Annotated in this window: 11 protein-coding genes; 8 read left to right on the top strand and 3 right to left on the bottom strand. The window is 52.1% G+C overall.

All coding sequences use genetic code 11. The features are described from left to right. Nucleotides 1-61: 61 nt before the first annotated feature. Complete coding sequence (locus IQ268_RS05470) at nucleotides 62-6994, bottom strand: choice-of-anchor I family protein (protein WP_228035120.1); 6933 nt, start codon at nucleotides 6992-6994, stop codon at nucleotides 62-64. Nucleotides 6995-7792: 798 nt separating this feature from the next. Here IQ268_RS05470 and IQ268_RS05460 point away from each other — a divergent pair. The 8 genes from IQ268_RS05460 (at nucleotide 7793) to IQ268_RS05425 (ending at nucleotide 16516) form a co-directional block, all read left to right on the top strand. After that, complete coding sequence (locus IQ268_RS05460; RefSeq protein ID WP_193876357.1) at nucleotides 7793-8293, top strand: pentapeptide repeat-containing protein; 501 nt, start codon at nucleotides 7793-7795, stop codon at nucleotides 8291-8293. 571 nt (nucleotides 8294-8864) lie between these two features. Next, nucleotides 8865-9404: a GNAT family N-acetyltransferase gene (locus tag IQ268_RS05455; RefSeq protein WP_228035119.1), complete on the top strand. Its 540-nt coding sequence runs from the start codon at nucleotides 8865-8867 to the stop codon at nucleotides 9402-9404. A gap of 202 nt (nucleotides 9405-9606) precedes the next feature. After that, the gene (locus IQ268_RS05450; RefSeq protein WP_193876355.1) at nucleotides 9607-9759 is read left to right on the top strand and encodes a hypothetical protein; all 153 of its coding nucleotides are present in this window, start codon (nucleotides 9607-9609) and stop codon (nucleotides 9757-9759) included. Nucleotides 9760-9902: 143 nt separating this feature from the next. Then, on the top strand, nucleotides 9903-10340 hold the full coding sequence (locus tag IQ268_RS05445; protein ID WP_228035118.1) for a hypothetical protein: 438 nt from the start codon (nucleotides 9903-9905) through the stop codon (nucleotides 10338-10340). Further along, complete coding sequence (locus tag IQ268_RS05440; RefSeq protein WP_193876354.1) at nucleotides 10333-10476, top strand: hypothetical protein; 144 nt, start codon at nucleotides 10333-10335, stop codon at nucleotides 10474-10476. Before IQ268_RS05445 ends, IQ268_RS05440 begins: the two co-directional genes overlap by 8 nt. Before the next feature lie 181 nt (nucleotides 10477-10657). After that, nucleotides 10658-11080 carry a hypothetical protein gene (locus IQ268_RS05435; protein ID WP_193876352.1) on the top strand — a complete coding sequence of 141 codons (423 nt, stop codon included), beginning with the start codon at nucleotides 10658-10660 and terminating at the stop codon, nucleotides 11078-11080. Nucleotides 11081-11082: 2 nt separating this feature from the next. After that, nucleotides 11083-16020, top strand: coding sequence for a DUF5724 domain-containing protein (locus IQ268_RS05430; protein WP_193876350.1), 4938 nt, complete (start codon nucleotides 11083-11085; stop codon nucleotides 16018-16020). Nucleotides 16021-16192: 172 nt separating this feature from the next. After that, complete coding sequence (locus IQ268_RS05425; protein ID WP_193876348.1) at nucleotides 16193-16516, top strand: hypothetical protein; 324 nt, start codon at nucleotides 16193-16195, stop codon at nucleotides 16514-16516. Between the two features lie 296 nt (nucleotides 16517-16812). Here IQ268_RS05425 and IQ268_RS05420 read toward each other — a convergent pair whose 3' ends face one another. Further along, nucleotides 16813-17301, bottom strand: coding sequence for a DUF4385 domain-containing protein (locus IQ268_RS05420; protein ID WP_193876346.1), 489 nt, complete (start codon nucleotides 17299-17301; stop codon nucleotides 16813-16815). Nucleotides 17302-17641: 340 nt separating this feature from the next. Then, nucleotides 17642-18892, bottom strand: coding sequence for an RNA polymerase sigma factor (locus IQ268_RS05415; protein WP_228035117.1), 1251 nt, complete (start codon nucleotides 18890-18892; stop codon nucleotides 17642-17644).

Here is an 18892-nt window from a genome sequence, read left to right as displayed (position 1 = left end):
CTACCGCCAATCAATCTCACTGTCTGTTCAAGGGATGCAACAGCATCTCCTGAAGCATCTATTACACCAGGGTGAACCGCGATTCGGATAGCGAACTGGCGGCCACACCGTTGACGATCGCCAGCGTCTCATCGTTAAAGCCAATCACAGCATTATTGCCCGATTGCGTCACAATGAGCTGGTTGAAGGACAGCCCATCTGCCAGACCAATTAAATCTCGACTGATTTCAAAGTCGAAGATGGTATCGGTGCCCTCACCGGGAGCCAGGACAAACGTATCGCTACCGCCAATGGCAGGAAAGTCTGCACTATAGCTGTCTCCAATCAGGCCATCGTTGCCGAGGCCACCGCGCAGCAAATCGTCACCCGCATCTCCCCATAGCTCGTCGTCACCCGCTTCGCCAAAGAGTTGATCGTTACCGCCTTTGCCGCCAATGATATCGTTGCCAGCGCCACCCAGGAGGATATCATCTCCCCCATCGCTACCGTCTGGTGGTAGAACGTTGCGATCGCCGCGAATCACATCATCTCCATCCCCACCGTTGATTACATCATTGCCTAGTTCTCCAGCAATCAGGTCATTGCCAGCCGTTCCTTCAATGATGTTGTCTGTATCATCACCCACAATCACATTGACCGTGTCCGGGTCGCCACCGTTGGCAGTGGATAAGGTGAGCCGAGCCAGTAATGGGTCATGGTCGCTGGCTGGTGCAGCAAACTCAGAATTGACGTGAACGGCATCAAATTCAGCGGTGGACGCTAACGCATCGCTGACCAGAATGTGGTCGAGCGATTGGGAGTTTCCTTCAAAAATGTAGGAATAGCGCTCGTTCTCTGGCAACGTTTCGGTCAGGTTAACTAAGCTCTGACTCAGCGTTTCCAGCGGCGAGATAAACTCAAATTCGTTGAGATCTCCCAACACCACCACATTGGCATTGGCATTACCGGCCAGAATGCCATCCACAAAGCCTTTGACCGCTTCGGCTTGAGCCAGACGCTGATCGACACCGCCATTGACCAGCGGATCGTTTTGGCGCTCAACAGCAGGCTGAATCTGTCCGAACAGCGGACTACTGCCCCCTTTCGATGAAAAATGGTTGTTAACCAGCGTGATCTCTTCACCGTTGAACCGGAACGTAGCCACCAGAGGCAGACGGCTTTCAAAGAAGGGGCTGTCTGGATTGGTCTGTTGATCCACCGGGTCTGTAAGGGTTTGCACCGAACCCTCTACTAATTCAACCCGTGCTGGGTTATAGAGGAAGGCTGTGCGGATATTGCCACCGGGTTGCCCACCGCTGGTTTCGTTACCAATGAACGGGTTGTCGATGAAGGCATAATTGGCATCGCTAATCTCTGCAATTTCGTCAACCAACAGTTGCAGCGTCTCATCGGCAGCAGTGACATCCGTGATTTCAGCCCCGTTGTTATCCTGCACCTCCTGAAGGGCAATGATATCAGGCAGGTTCAGGTTATTTGCAATGTGAAGGGCGATCGCGTCAAATTGACCACTACCCAGATCATCATCCACCTCATTGGAATTATTGTTATTTACCAGGCTGAGGTCTTCAACCTTCGGATCAAGGTTGAGTACGTTATAGGTTGCCACCGTGATCTGATTATCAGTGGGTAATAAGGAACTGTCTTCGGGTTCTAGGCCACCAGACACCGGAGTAAACGCCTCGGTTGCCAGCACTTCGTAATTGCCGAAGCTGTAACTGACAACGCCAGTCACATCCCCTAATCGATCGCCAACATTAACGGCGGCAGAGAATCCCGGCAGCAAATCGGCATCCAATTGAATCTGGATACGCTCTGGGTTGAAGTCGTCCGGGCTGATGTTGATTGTGCCGCGATCGCTCAATCCGGTGGCACCTGCACCCGCATCCGCCAGGGTAAAGATTTCACCAAACTGAGTCGTTGGGCCAACGGCGATCGCATCACTAACCGTTACCCGCATCCCTTCCAAACTCTCATAGAAAGCAATACCATCCGGGCTAATCACCTGCGTGGGCGGAGTGCGTCCGGCGGCTCCTAAGAGAACGGCATCCGGCAGTAAATTGCCGCTCGACAATACATTAATCGTTAGCGCTCCACCCAGTTGAGTAATGGAGAGGTTGTTGCTGGTTGCGCCACCTGGCTGGAACTCCGAGACGGTACCTGTAATCTCAATCTCGTCACCCACCGTCACCGTGGGAGCGGCACCCGTGAAGACAAAAACGCCGTCAGATGTAATGTCATTGCCATCACCAGCCACGTCTTGCAGATAGAAGCCATTAGAATCGATCGCCGTGACCAATCCAGTCGTCGTCACTTCCTGATCCAGCAGCGGTGAGGTCAGGTCATCTCCCTGAATATCGTAAATGGCGACCACCGCGATCGGTGGTGTTTCCCCTCCGTTATTGCCCCCAGAACCGCCGCTGAGAACCGTATCCTCGCGGAATGCTAGATTCTGAATTCGAGTGTCGGCTTCGGGTGGAGCGTCTTCCTGGCTAAAGGGAGTCTCCCCAAAGTTAGCAATGAGATATTCCGCCAGCGCGTCTTGCTCCGAGCCATCTGCGGCAAAGGTAGCGGCTCCGGTGCGGGCACTCGGATCATCGGATGCGGCCACCAAATCAACCCGATCGCGATCGGGGAAGGTGTAGCCATCGCCCCCATCAGCCAGGAAACCCAGCGTTACGGTGCGGAAGGTGCGCTCAGGATCACCAACAAGTTCGCCATTTTCAACCACCACATCAATGATGCTGTTTTGCTCATCAATGATGGCAATGGATTGAACGCGATCGCCCGCTGGCTGAGCCGGATCAAAGCTAAAGGAGAGTCCTCCCACCTGCGGAAATTGACCAGGCGTAGCTCCCGCTGCGCTGGCCGATACGCCGTATTCAATCACATCCAGCAATTCCTGTGCGGTTAAGGTAACAAGCGCCAAACCGTTGTTAAACCGCAGAGCGTTGCTGATGTCGAGCTGTGAGATATCGCCTTCTTGCTTACCCGCTACTGGATTAGCCGCCGGAGGCGCGGTAATAACATCCTCTGGATTGGTAGACCCTGGCGGGAAGGTAAACACACCAATGTTGTCGCGAATGCCGCCGCCGTTTTTGATCGAGATCACGGTTGCTGCATCAATCTCTTGGGCGATCGCCAGATTCGCATCTGCCGACAGGTTCCCCAGGTTAGTTTCCTGGGTGCGAACAGCACCGCGATCGCCATTGAGAAACACCTGTGTATTGCCAAAGAGGTTGCCGTCTTGTGCGACAATCACCTCTTCTAACGCACCCACGATTTCAACAATTTCTGGATCGGGCGTGCCATTTACAGCGGCAACCCCTTCATCATCCGTAGCATAGGCACCGCTCACGGTCGGATCAATGCTTTCTGGAATCAGGATGCCGTCTGAGTTGAACTCGGCCACCAGGCGACCCACATACTGATAGTTGCCGTCTGTGTTGACCACCGCCACCGGATTACCATCCGCTGCTGTTAGCAGAGTTGGGTAGTCTCCTTCAACGGCATCGCCTGCCCGGAGCCGATCGGTTTCATCTGCCAGCAGCGTATTCGACCCACCCGCTACCACAATATCAACCCCCGTTAGCAGTTCGGCTAACTGAAGTTCGATCGCGATCTGCTGCATGTGTGCCAGCAAAATCACTTTGTTGATTTCGGGATTGGTAGTCAGCAGCGCATCCACCGAGGTTTGAATCTCTGCCGCCAACGCTGCCACATCTTCTGGATTACTGCCATCAAAGGCTTCGGGTAGCACCGTAACTCCACCCGGAGAAGAAATGCTGCGTAACGTTGGGGTAGTAGCGCCCACCACGCCAATTTGTTCTCCATTCACCGTAATTACGGTACTGGCTGCAATGCGGTTGGGAATATCGATCGCCTCTTGCCCGTCTTCCGTCACCAGCCCGGCCAAAGCGCTATCGGTGCTAAAGTCCAGGTTGGCGCTGAGGTAAGGAAACTGCGCTCCGGGATAGGTGCCATCCTCACTCGCTTGCAGCAGATCCGCAACGACACCTGTACCTAAATCAAACTCATGATTGCCAAACGCGATCGCCTGGAACCCCAGCGCATTTTGAATCAGGATATCTGCTCGCCCCTGAGCGCCAAACGTCGTTTCGCTGGCAAAGAAAAACGGCCCTGGAATGTAAGCATCTCCCGACGACAGAATCAGCGTGTTGGGGTAATCGGGGGTGCCGTCGCCATCGGCATCTTCATTTTTGAGGGCATTTAATACAGCCGAAAAATTAGGCGCATCTGCCAGAGCCAAAACGCCTGCTTCCTGATCGGCAGCATGTAAAAGCTGGAGCGTAAACGTAGAATCAGCCGGGGGCTGGCTGGCAACGTTAAACACCGTTGTCGTCCCGCTCACTTCATTGGCCGTCACCAGCAGCGGCTCTCCGGTGGGGCTATCTTCGGCTGCAATAAAGAGCAGTCCTTCTGGAGCCAGATCGCCCACAGCCGCTAACTGCTCTGGAGTGGGAGCAATTTCGCCCTCAGCATCCACGTCAAATTCAATGCTGAAATCACGACTGTTTGTGTAGTCTACAAAACTGGGACGAGCCGGATCGGTTACATCGTAGGTCATCACACCGCCAATCCGTTCCAGGCCAATAAAGGCGTAGGTGCGATCGCCCACCGTTCCAATGGTGACTCCTTCCGGTTCTGGCCCCTTATCATCGCTGCGGCTGTCAAAGGAATTGTTAACAGTGTTGTTGGAATTGAAGTAGTCGGGCAGGAGTTCAGCCGTAATGCGTTCTAGCTCATTGCCGCTGTCGTACACCAAAGTTCCCTGGGTATCCCAAATCGAGAAAGAGCGACCGCCAAAGGCATACAGTTCGTCAAAGTCACCATCGCCATCAATATCCCCGTTGGCAGTTGTAACAACCAACCGCCCCAATACCGAATCCTGTTGCAGTTCCGCCGCATTGGGAAATGCGATCGGGTCAAGAACCAAATCGGCAAGGCGCGACTCTTCGCTGTAGCCGTCATAGTCGCGGCTATCACCTTCATTGGCTGTAATGATGTACGTTTGACCGTTGGCCTCAAAGGTGGCGATCGCATCCGGCTGGTACATGCCAAAGATGGGATAGTTAGCAATGTTGATCGCGTTGTCGCGATCGCTGGCATCCAGGCCATTTTGCAGCGTAATTAATCCCAAGCCAATGGGAATATCGGGGTTCTCGCCAAAGTCATTGTCGTTCAATACCGCAATGGTAGTGGGATTAATCACGGCCAAGCCTTCAGGCTTATCGGTGAAGCCATAGCCCAGTGCGGCCAGGTCAGCATATAACGCTTTGCTAACGGGATTAATTCCCTTCTCGGTCAGTTGCTCTGGGGTAAGGCTATCAACGGTTTCGCCCTCGGCCAGGGTACCATCTGCCAGCTCTAGCAGGTTGGTGGCATTGGTTAAATCAATGCGATAAACGTTCTTAACCGACTCTTCGCCAAAGCTGGAGTCTCGCTCAATGACTAAAAACTTGCCGCCACCAATGGCAGCCGCATCGCCAATTTTGTCACTGCCGCCGCCGATGTCATCTTGAATGTAGAGGTATTCTCCAACGGTGGTTTCTGTGGCTGGATCAAATTCCAGAATGCGAATGGTAGCGGTTGCTCCCGATTCTGGATTGTTCAATGGACTTTGCACAAAGGCATAGACCTTGCCATCCTGGAAGGCGATCGCTTCAAACCCACGATTGGCGCGTCGCTGACTGTACACCTCTGGGAATACGCCAGTGCCCACCTCGGGCGGTAGCCCTTCAGGAACGTAGCGGTTAATTAGCGTGCCGTTAGCCTCAACATGATAAATCGCAGGACGATACTCATCCACCAACCAGTAGGTGCCATCTGGTGCCCGTACAATGCCTTCCAGGTCTGCCCCCAGCGGATCATAGGCAAGCACGTTACCGTCTTGATCAGCTGGAACCTCTGGATCAAAGCCCTCCAGGTTGGGCAACCCGGTCAGCGGTGTGCCATCCTGCCGGGTCAGTGGAATACGCTCAGTCAGGGTGAGGCTACCAGTTGTTTGATCTAGCTCAAACCGCACCAGCTCCGGCTGAAAATCAGGCAACAAAAAAATAAGGTTGCCGTTTTCATCCGTTTCCCCCACGGGGCCGCGATCGGGGTGCGTAATGAATTGTAGATTGCCGTTCTCGGAGTTAACTCCTTCAAAATAAAGGCCAGAAAAGCCGCTGAGGGGAATCTCTCCCCGACCCTCTACCGTGCCCAAACTGGGAAGATCTGAATCAAAGAAAAAAGTTTCTAGCTGGGGTGCTGCGTTGTGATTCTTGAAACCGAGAGGCAAAATATCAGTAACGTCTCCTGCTTCAACATCCAGCACCGCTAGCGCGTTGGCCTCTTGCAGCGCTACCCAGGCCGTGGTTGAGTCCGCTGAGACAGCAATGTACTCTGGTTCTAAGTCTTGGGCAACCGTTGCCCCTGGCCCAAAGATTCGTACACCAGATGCCCGTAATGCGTCTGCTTGATCATTGAAGGCCGTGAAACCCGCCGTCGTGACCGTGGCATTTTCGACCCCACCTGAAATATCAATGATGCTGACTGAGCCTTCTGGGTCAACTGTATAGTCGTCGTTGGGTTCGCCTTCATTGGCAACCAGCACCTTGCGCCCGTCCGGGGTAAAGGTCAGCATGTCGGGAAGTGCGCCAACCGTTACCGTATTCAGTAAGGTGCCGTTGATGTCAAGGAATACTACAACACCCGGCTCCTGGGTGATCTCGCTTTCGATCGCCACTGCGACTACGCCATTTTTCACCGCGACACTGTTGGCCGATGCTCCATATACGGTAGCGTCGAGTTGAAACAATTGAGTTGGGTTTGTTGGATCGCTTAAATCCAGAACATCCACTGTTGCAGCATTCGCATTAACTACAAATAACCGTTGTGATTCAGCATCATAGGCAGAGATTTCGGCAGCACCCTGGTTAAAGATGCCAGTGCTGTAACGGCCAGCGGGTGTGAGTCGAATTGGAGTTGTCATGAGTACCTAATTCGGTGAATCGGATGAAATGGTGAGTACCCTGGTCAAACGACTGCTTGTTCTGCCGATCGAACGTCCTCCCCCTTGGCAAAACGGCACAGCGGTACGATCGCACCGTGAATAGAGCGCCATTGCTGGGCAAGGCCGTTTATACAGCGCTTCCTGGATCAGTGCCGCTCGGCAACGTTGAATCTAAAACCAACCTGACGGCGGGCAGATACGTTTCCGTGCTGCCAGGTGCCAGTCAGGAAAGCGATATGTCACACGGTTGATGTCTTATGCCGTTGCACTCCCAGGAGGGGAAGCTATACTAAACCGTCAGCACAGAATAAGCAGCAGTCCCTTTCGGACAGGCACAATGACCAGATCGGTCTGGGTGGTTTCTACGTCATGAGGCCACGCCAGCAAGCGACTTAATTGAATGGATCTCTACGAACGACAGTAGTAAATTTACGGATACAGCTTCAAGCTGCGTTAAAGGTTAGATGAAGCGAAATTTAAGACGCAGCTTTTTAGCCAAACAAATTTGAGACGGCTGTTCTTTGGCTGTAAATCGAGCCTGTAGCACAATTACAACTTGTCCTATTGGGGGATGTTTTAGTTGCCAACGTAATGGTGCGATCGCCCACTTGAAATCGATCGCTACCCCGTCAGTTCAGCCCTGGTAGACAGACCCAGCACATTGACGCTGACCTGTAAACCTAGATGCAGCGGCATCGTTTGCCAGTGATTTGCGGAATTAACATTAAAAAATGTTAAAAACTAATTAGAAGCAGTGTTTGAAGTCCCGGATTGACTATGCGTATATTTCAGCGGTTATTTGGAGTTCTTATCTGTCTGCTTGTGCTGGTTACGGGTTCGCCGTTGTCGGCTCAAGCAGCCAGTTCTGCGGCGATTCGAGCCTACGATGATGTTTCGGCTGACACAAAAGACTTTTCTGGACAAAGCTTAACCCAGGCCGAATTCAGCAATGCCAGACTCGTCAATGCCAATTTTAGCCAAACTGACCTCCGAGGTGCGGTTTTTAATGGTTCTGTATTGACCAATGCCAATTTTCATGGGGCAGATTTTAGCGACGGCATCGCTTACCTCAGCGACTTTTCCAACACCGACTTAAGCGACGCGATTTTCACCTCAGCCATGATGCTCAAGTCCAGCTTTAAAAATGCAACCGTGACGGGAGCTGATTTTAGCTTTGCACTGCTCGATCGCGATCAGGTAGTACGCCTTTGCGAATCGGCCAGCGGCACCAATTCGATTACTGGAGTCGATACACGTGAGTCGTTAGGCTGCCGGTAGCATCATCCCTGGTTCGGCACATCCAATCGATAGAAGCGACGGTACGCTAGGAAGAATGCTTGATGCGGATGATACCTCGCACCTAGTCTGGCAACTTCTTTGAGCGAGATTCATTCAACATCAATTAATTTAATCAAGGTATGAGTACATTGAGGTTAAAAACCATGTTAGAGGATGTTTTAAAAATCTGATTAGTTACCCGATAGGTGTAGGGGCGAAGCATTCGGCAGACAATTTCTCGGTTGTTCCAGCTATCTTGATTCGAATGCTTCGCCCCTACCGAGACGTAAAAGATACTTTTCAAACATCCTCTTAAAGAAGTAGCACAATTACTGTGTAGTTTATCCAATTGGCTGAGCAAGTAGTCCTATCAACCTAATATCCAAATTGCTCAAATAGCGTAATTTTTGTACTCTGTTTGCGTCTGACAAAGGTATGAGGTTGAGAAAATCACTCTAATGATATTGTTAGGCTGCTTTACTCCCCGGTAGGGACAGTACAGAAAAGCTATCTATTGGTGTCAAAGAGCGAGCTGCCGTAGAGTTTTCCGCAGGGCGATGTTTCGAGGATAATGATGGAACTTGATGTTCGTGACGGTTTCTACCTAACCAGTGTCCATCCCAAGGACAAGTCTGCTTATTTAGAACATCTCAACGACAAGAGTGTTTCGGATGCAATTCCTGTTCTTCCTTATCCCTACACAGAAGCTACGGCTGACTGGTGGATACAACATCGCCTTGAACTGTTAAGCGAGAATGGAAAGGAAATTTCGTTTGCGCTTCGCAATTCCGAAGGTTATTTGATCGGTTCAGTTGGGGCAGATGATTTCAGAATAGGGAAAACACATAAAGCAGAAATCGGATATTGGTTAGCCAGAGCCTATCAAGGTCAGAGTTTAGCAAGTGATGCGCTACGTGTTTTTGTTAGGTATGCATTCGATCATCTTGAAGTAACCCGTCTTACTGCTCATACACTAGATTTCAACATAGCATCAGCAAGAATTTTAGAGAAGAATGGATTTAAGCTGGAAGGATGTTTAAGACAACATACAAAGACTCGAAGCGGTGTGTTTGATACATTTGCGTGGGGGTTACTTAAAGGTGAAGAATAGTAGCCAAACACCGCGTTGAAGTCGAACAACGACAGGCTGCTAGTTATCCAATCGAGGCAGTGATTAAGATGGCGATCGCAAGTTTCCCCGATCCAGAGGTATTAGGCTTTGCGGACTGCAAGCCAGGACGTGGGCAATAGAACTTTAACAGCCCTTGCAGTCTAACAACCCGGTTAGAGGGGAATGTTGAGAGATCGGGGTGATGATGGACTATTCCCTGGAGAAGTACACCCGTGACCTGGAAGTAGGTGGGCGACGGATGGAGTCAGACTCCGAGCCGAGACAGCATCCTCCAGATTTGTTACATGTACTGGAAAACAACAGTTCGAGTCTTTCTTTTGGGGAGGGAAGTTAGCTCAAACGGTGTATATACAGCAGGGCTTTAAACGGGTGACGAGACAAAAGTATTGCTTCAGAACCGACCATTAGGCAGTTGTTTGGCAACACCAAATCGTCAAAAGTAGAAGCAGTTGCTATATAAGATCAGGAGTTTGAACTGTGAGTACGCAGCAGGAGCATTCGGATAATAGCGCTCTGACTCCTTCAGGGGAAGATCAGCAAGAAGCCAAGATGCTTGAGGTAGATGGCAAGCGTCCTATTGATGAGAGCGATCTTCAGGTACAAGAGATTTTGCCAATTGATGGCAAGCGTCCGGTCGTCGCTGATAGCGTTGACGTACGCGATACGCTCGAAGTAGATGGCAGTCGTCCAATTGCAGCCAGTTCATTGGAGTTTAACGAAACCCTGGGAATTGACGGCGATCGCCCCATTACTCCAAATCATCTAAATGTAAAAGAAGTGGTCTACGACGACGGCAGACGACCCATTGAAACGGATAAAGCTCAAATTCGCAAAACGCTCCCCGTGGATGGCGATCGCCCGATCACATCAGATAACCCAGAACCCCCGGATATGCTTCGGGACTACATTGACTGAGAAGGCGGCGCAGGTGATGCTGGCTCCATCCCCCATTCCGCTGGTTAATCTGCAAAATATTGATATGAGTTTGATTCAGGAACGCCACAATCATGCAATGACTACAGGGGAGGGATTAACCAACTTGCCAAGGTAAAAGTTCTTTCAGAGGTTGAGAGCTTAGCGTCTGCGGCCAGCCAGAACAGGGGTGCGGTTCGAGTGATACGAACCGCACCCCCGTTTAGCAGGTAGAGTTTAAAGGTTTTGCAAACTTTGTGCTTTAGGGGATGCCACAGAGCTATCTTGTAGTACCTTTGTACAAGTTAGCACACAGCAGTATGGCTTCCACTCTCACCGTTTCGGGGAAAGTGATGGGTAAAACTCAACCCATCTTCACCAACTGGCAACTCTTGCTGGACATTGAAACCGCAGTTACCCTACGAAACCTGCTCACGCAAATTGTTCGTAGCGAAGTTGCCAACTTTGCAGATCGCCAGCGGCAGCACCGTTTGCTTCAGGTTCTTACACCTGCCCAGATCAATTTAGGCGTTGAGCAGGGAAAAGTAGACCTGGGAGGTAATGATTTGCAGCAAGAGGTTGATGTTGATGAGGCGATCGCCGCCGCACTGCAAGCATTTACCGATGGTCTGTATTTTGTATTTCTGGACGAACAGCAACAAGAACATTTAGATGACATTGTGACGTTGCAGCCCGATTCACAACTGCTGTTTTTGCGGTTGGTTCCTCTGGTGGGTGGATAAATATGCTAAGTCGCGAAGTTGCACAGGCTCAGTTACAAAAGCTCTACTCAGCAGATTGGCAATCGCAGCGAATTGAACAATTGAGCCATCTGCCTGAAAGGTTGCGAACCTTTGGCTATGGAATTTTAGGTCGCGATGCGGCTGGGCAACGCTTAGATAGTTCTGCATCGTATCAGGTGCAAGAAGACTCGCTTCAGCAGTTAGACCAGCTTGCACTCGACGATCGCCTCCAGATTTTCAGCGTTCTCTTTCCCAAATTTGCCGCCACGGTAGAAGCCGCATGGCAGCTTTTGACGCAATTGCCCTATCAATCTGGATACAGTCGGCGATCGTTTCGCGCTCCTACCTGTCCTGAGTTAAGTGCCACCAGGCGACACCAGTGGCTGCAAAAGTTGATCGGCGTGACAGAAGGCTACGATCAGGACTTAGAGTGGTTTGCGGCCTGGACTCCTTACCTGAGCTACTATGCCGCCGATGTGTTGGGCATTTTGTTTGCCGCTGCCATCAATCAAAACGATGAGTTAGGACAAACGCTGTTCGAGGTCTTGACGGCTTCAGCCAGCGGCAATCACGAAATTGGCGCAATGGGACGGCACATTACCCGCGCCTTGCTGGTGGCCAATCGTCCTGATGGCTGGGAATTTGTCGAGCGTTTATTACTGGCAGCACAACGGCAGGAAGGCTTGCGGCAAACCATTTTAGAGACGATTGACGAAGCCCATCCCATCGCCTTTCAGCGAATGCTCCGCCTGATTCTGGAGCAAAAACTGACCCGCTTTAGCGCCACAATTCGGGCAGTGGATGTCTGGTTTGGGTTTGGGCTGGAATCACTGGATGAAAAAACCGCCAGATCGTTGATCAGTCAAGTCCTGGAACTGCTAGAACATCCCGATGCTCAAGCGGCGGCACTTACCAGTGAAGACCCTCAACTCGTTTATCTGGCATTGTGGGCAGCCGGATTTGTCGATGCGATCGCCGCGATCAATCTGGTGGTGCCCTTACTCGACCATGCAAACGCGACGCATCAATTTGTTGCCGTTCACTTCCTGGCTCAGCTAGAGATCACCCCGGCTCGATTCATGCTGCTGTCTGCACTCGGCGATCGCGATTTGGCTGTCGTCACGGCTGCGGTGCAAGCACTGGCGCGGACAGGCGACTCCGCACTGCTCGATTCTGACCTGTTTGAGCGATTGGAGCAGGTGTTACCGCACTTTCCCGCCAAACCGCAAACTCGATCGCTGGTCTGGGAATGGGTTAAGCTCGAACCGAGCCAGACGCTGGTTGCTTCAGCGCTGTTGTCAAATTTGGGTCAGCGATCGCCCAAGCGATTAATTCCCTATCTATCGCTGCTCGATTCCTATGGACGCAGTTCGGCTGCAACGTTGCTGAGCGAGATCAAGCCGTGGGATGCCGAGATTCGCGCCACTCTGTTTCAGTTATTGTCGGATGCCAGCAGTTGGGTGCGAGAACGGGTGATCCGGCTGTTGCAGCACTGCGAAATTGCCCCAGCAGAAAGTATCCAGCTCGAACAACTGCTGACTCGCACTGCCAGCGATTTGCGGCGCGGAATTTTAGGCTTGCTGCTGAGCCAACCCGATGAGGCCGCGATCGCCTCAGCAGAACGTTTACTGGTGGCGAAAAAAGCGCCCCAACGTCAGGCAGGGCTGGAACTGGTGCGAGAACTGGTGCAGCAAAATCGCCAGATCGATCGCGCTCACCAACTGGCAACTGACTATCAGACCCGATCGAAACTCACCACCACCGAAACTCAACTGCTCACAGGCATTTTGCAGTCTGAAACCGAAGCCACATTAACGGATGCATTGGGGTTAGTTCAGGTTGCAGCGTTAACGCCGATCGCCCCGCCGCAAGTCATAACGGCAACCCAGATCGTAACGACTCCTGCTGTGAATTGTTTGCTGGCGCTGGATGAATTGATTCATCAGCATCGCCAAACCCCGGTCAAAATTATCTGGAACGGCGAAGAGGAGGAATTGCTGGGCAATCTGAAGTGGAAGTTTCCTCACGTTGATCCAAAACGATCGCCAGCGGAAAATCTAGAACACCTGCCGCTGAGTGATGTGTGGCTCAACTGGTGGCGCGATCGCGACGCTGCTCTGCGCGATGTAGATGGTCTGGAATTGATACGGGCGCTTGTGCCTCGCTTTAATTTCCGTCCCGACCCATTTGATACAGAACAGGTTGCTACCAACTCCTCCAGTCTGGTCGATCGCGTTTTAACCGACCTGCAAGCCCACACCGGACAAACGCCATCGTCGCTACGCTATCCGCATCAAATTGACAACATCATTCGCTGGTTGCTTTATCTGCATCCGCCCGATCAAGTCTTTGATTATTTTTTGGATGCGATCGCCACACTGCTCCACACAATTCCAACGGCTGAATTGAAGACCGATCCGCAATGGAGCAGCCTCAGTCATTGGGGCGCAAACAGGCAGGTGAGCGATTTCATCAGCTATTGGATCGGTCACGCACGATTTTATCTAGCGGCTGCCAATTCCGATCAGCGCATTCGCTGGTGGCAGTTGGTGCGCTGGGTCGATCGCCATTTGCCAAACCACCGAGCAGCAACCACGCTTTGGGATGTCTACAACGCCTATCAACTGGGGGGCGCAACCGAGGCGGATGTGATGTTTTACCTGTTGGGTGCGGAAGCGCGTCCAGAGGGAACCACCCAACCGTCAGGCAATGCCGCAGAAGCGAAGGCCAACCTCAGAACCGCTTTTCCTGACCTGTCGCAACTGACGCGCCGCAACCCGCCGGAATCTTACGCTGCGTATCCCGCTTTGCTGGAACTGACCGATCGTGCCCGTCAACGCATTCTGGCGATCGAACTGCAACGGGGCGACCTGCCCACAGCCGCTACCAATGCTGCCCGGGCGCTCAAATCAATTGTCGGCATGTCCACGGTGATTCAATTGATTCAGGCGTTCGATCGCAACAAGTTGGTGCGCCACTACACCTACAACAATCTCAGCAAAGCCGCTGTTTTCAGCCATCTGATGCGAATCAGTTTTCCTGCCGCCGAAGACACCCCCGCCGAATTTTCTCAGCGTGTCCAATCGGCTCAGATTAAACCCGAAAACCTGATCCAGTTTGCCTTTTATGCGCCGCAATGGGTCAGCTACATTGAGCAGGCGCTTGGGTGGACGGGGTTTGCCGAAGCGGTCTGGTGGTTTCATGCCCACACCAAAGATAATGGCTGGAGTGTCGAGCGAGACGTGCGCGAAACCTGGGTGGCACAAATCAGCGAACGAACGCCCCTTTCTGCTGAAAGCCTGGTAGATGGTGCCGTTGATGTGGACTGGTTTCATCGCCTCTACAAACTGCTGCAAGCCGATCGCTGGAATCAACTCTACGAAGCGGCGCAATATGCGTCTAGCGGAGCCGGACATCAACGCGCCAAACTGTTTGCCGATGCCATGTTGGGTAATCTGGACGCAGAAAGTTTGCGCGATCGCATCACCCAAAAACGCTATCAAGATGCCGTTCGCGCCCTGGGACTGCTGCCCCTTCCCAAAGGCAAGAAGCGCGACCCGGAAATTCTGGCACGATATCAAGCGCTGCAAGAATTTCTTCGCACCAGTAAAAAGTTTGGCTCCCAGCGACAGGCCAGCGAGAAATTAGCCGTTTCGATTGGCATGGAAAACCTGGCACGCACCGCTGGCTTTATCGATCCGCAGCGTCTTCAATGGGCAATGGAAGCAGAAGCGATCGCCGATTTAACTGAACAGGCGCAAACCGTCACCATCGATCAGGTGAGCGTTAGTCTGGCCATCACGGCAGAGGGAGAGCCAGAAGTCACCGTCACCAAACAAGGGAAACCGCTGAAAGCCATTCCCGCCAAGCTGAAGAAGCAACCTGAAATCAAAGCCCTGACGGTGCGGAAGCAGGACATTACCCAGCAAGCCTCCCGGATTCGGATTTCGCTAGAACAGGCGATGTGTCGGGGCGATCGCTTCACCCCTGCCGAATTAGTGCAACTGGCAAAACATCCCGTCCTGTTTCCGATGTTGAGTCAGTTAGTGCTGATGAGCGATACCGAAAGCGGCTATCTGGTGGAAAATGGCACGGCTTTGCAAAACCACAGTCAGGTGATCACGCCGATCGCCTCAGATGAACTGCGAATTGCCCATCCCCACGATCTGTTGATGACGCAGGAATGGCATCTGTGGCAGCAGGATTGTTTTATGGGCGATCGGGTTCAACCCTTCAAGCAAATCTTCCGTGAACTGTACGTAGTAACTGGAGCTGAACACTCAGCAACCGTTTCCCGCCGCTACGAAGGGCATCAGGTTAATCCCAAACAGGCGTTGGCACTGTGGGGTCAGCGGGGCTGGATCGCGGCTCCCGAAGAAGGCGTTCGTCGCACGTTTCATGCCGAAGGTCTGATTGCAGAGGTTCATTTTTTAGACGGGTTTTATACTCCCCTTGAGCTAGAAGGGCTAACCATTGCTGGAGTGCAATTCCACCCGCGCGATCAGTGGAAATCGATACCGCTGAATGAAGTGCCACCTCGCCTCTTTAGCGAAGTCATGCGCGATCTGGATCTGGTGGTCAGTGTGGCGCATCAGGGAGGAGTCGATCCGGAGGCCACGGCTTCAACGGTTGAGATGCGATCGGCATTGGTACGTGAAACCTGTCGCCTGCTGAAGTTGCCTAACGTGCAACTGCAAGGTAACCACGCCTTAATTGAAGGACAATTGGGCAGCTACTCGGTGCATTTGGGCAGCGCGATCGTGCATCGGCAACCGGGTGGCGCACTCTGCATTGTGCCCGTTCATTCTCAGCATCGCGGCAGGCTGTTTTTGCCGTTCGTTGATCCCGATCCCAAAACGGCTGAAGTTATCTCAAAGGTGTTATTGTTAGCGCGAGACAAAGAGATTCAGGACCCAACCATTTTGCAGCAAATTTTGTAACGCGGCTTGTTTGCCGCCATCTCTCTTTATTAAATAGCTGTTCCTAGATCTATCAGGCAGGGTTGTGCGATGGCTCGGTGCAGCGTACAACCCTGGTTTAACAACATTGGGTATATGTGCTGTTGTGTGAAGTGGCATTAATATTAACGTTAGTTGTAGTTTGGGTAAGGCAATGGCATCGCAATTAGACCGTGACGTAGAAAAAGAGATAAAGCAAACGACACTGTTCGATCGCACCTTTCGAGATAGTGAAGGCAACATTGTTATTGCCCAAATGCCCAATCTGCTGGTTATGGTTGGGGTAACAGCAACCTTCCTGCAATTCGTACTTCCAAGTGGCACCATTCAAACAACGCTAGGTTTAGTCGGGTTTGGCACACTGTTCGCTTGGGCATGGGAGGAACTTTTTACTGGAGTGAACTACTTCCGTCGATCGCTCGGCTTAATTGGATTAGTCAGCCTGCTGGCGCTGGGACTCAATTTCGTTGGAGTGTGAACGCCAGCTCAGGACTTTGTTCCCTCACATAACTGGGTCGGTCTGCTGGCACCTTGCCGATCCAGATCATTCCTGTTGCTGCAATGCTTCTGCTTGCGATCGGTGAATGCCACTATCATGACCCGCCATCCGCATGGGCAGACCGTCTCTGTTGTAGAGTGCCTTCCCCTGACTCCGCTGCCAGTGAACCTTGCAGTCAGACTGCCGCCACTATCAATACTGTCCAGTACTGATAGTGGCGAATGACTTCAATGGACTTGAAACGAGTCAGTCGCCTATCCCACTGTTACTCTCCATTACGAACCTGAACATTTGGCAGCAGTGGTTTCAGAGCCTTCGTACTGGTTGCGATGGCGATCGCTTAACCGCACATACTCTGGATTAGACTTAGCCAATTGCCACTTCTCGTAGAAAATCTTGGCCGATTGAGCTTTGATCGGATCTTCTTCACGGGGCAGAACCGTTTTAGAACCTGCTGCATATTTCCGCCCCGACTTATGATTGGCATAACGACGCGATCGGGTGTAACCCATCTGCAAAAACTTTCGTGCCATGTCCATTCCAACAAAGTCGCCTTCTGCTGTGTACTGAAGAAATAGACTGTAGATTTTGTCAGCAGATTGACGGGCAATGTCTGGGGTTTTGAACTTCCAGTAGGGTAAAATTTCGCTCTTGTACGGTTCAACCATTAAAACACCCTGTTCGCCTCGGCCAATCCGGTATAGCTCTGGATGCTGGCGAAAGTCGATCGCCTTAAAATCGAGCGAGTAATTAAATTCCTTCATCTACTAAAACCCGGCTAAACCTGGAACGACCCATTTTGCTCCAGTTTCTTTAGCTTGACCGAACCCCTTGCTGATGGAATCGCTCTACTGACAGACCTCACGCTGCTTTTGCAACGTGGATGGCCTTTACTGATAGCGATCAAGCCAATATTTGAATCTCCATCAGTTGAAATACATTGAAATCGCATCCGTTAAAGGTTGCTTTAAACGTATCAACGGTGCTGCATTCGCCCCTAAATCCCCTAACCTTGAGGACTTCCGAGCCGATTCTGTTTCAAAGTCTCCCAAAACGCAGAGTTAGCGCCTTTCGAGTGACAACCTGCATGTTTGAATCATCCCCTTAGGGCTGAACGTCGCGCAATTTACGCTCCAAAAAGCGACGTTCACTCTCATTGGTCACCAATTCCAATGCCCGCCTATAGCTCTGGGTTGCTTCCTTGAATGCTCCAACCCGCCGCAGTAGATCCGCACGACTGGCATGAAACAAATGATAATTGTCGAGTTCAGTAGCCAGTCCATCAATGAGTCCCAGTGCTGCTTGAGGACGGTCTGCCATTGCGATCGCCACTGCTCGATTGAGCGACACAATCGGCGACGGTTGCAAGCGTTCCAGCACATCATAGAGCTGCACGATTTGTGCCCAATCTGTTTCTTCAGCACGTGCTGCCTGACAATGGAGTGCCGCGATCGCCGCTTGCAGCGCAAATGTACCTGTTCCACCGCGCAAGGCTTCTTCTACCAACGGCAACGCCTCCGCAATCTGTTGGTGGTTCCAACGACTACGATCCTGGTCTTCCAAGAGAATTAGATCGCCTGCCTCATCCAGACGGGCATCGCGCCGTGAGTCGTGCAGCAGCATCAGCGCCACCAGTGCCGTGGCTTCAGAAGGAGGGGTGGGAGCCATCAACTGCCTCACCAATTGCCCCAGCCGAATGGCTTCGGTGCAAAGGTTTGCTCTCACCATTGTCTCGCCTTTGGTCGCCGCATAGCCTTCATTGAAAATGAGATAGATCACCGTCAGCACCGCATCTATTCGAGAAGCGAGGGCGGTTACATCTGGCACTTTGTAGGGAATTCCGGCATCCCGAATCTTGCGCTTGGCACGCACGAGCCGTTGTGCCATGGTTGCGGTCGGTACGAGAAAGGCGCGGGCAATTTCGTCGGTTTCCAGTCCGCCCAACATTCGCAGCGTCAGAGCGACCTGTGCCTCGATCGCCAATGCCGGGTGGCAGCAGGTAAAGATTAGGCGCAGTCGGTCATCTGGAATTTCATCACTGTCGTAAGTCGGCTCCTCACTCGACGGAATCAACCCTGACGCGGCATACCATTCCAGTTTCTCGGTGAGTCGCGTTCGCCGTCGCAGCCGATCGATCGCTTTATAGCGGGCGGTTCGAATAATCCAGGCGCGGGGCAGAGCAGGAATACCATTGGTTTGCCACTGATTCACAGCCGCCGCAAACGCCTCCTGTGCGGCTTCTTCAGCGATGTCGAAATCTCCCATCAGCCGAATCAGGATGGCGACAATGCGCCCCCAATCAGCCCGATATACAGAGGCGATCGCCTGAGCAACATCCGGTTGTGTGTTTACCAT

It is taken from the genome of Oculatella sp. LEGE 06141 (assembly GCF_015207605.1).
GTDB lineage: Bacteria > Cyanobacteriota > Cyanobacteriia > Elainellales > Elainellaceae > Oculatella.
This window is presented reverse-complemented; position numbering and strand designations above follow the sequence as displayed.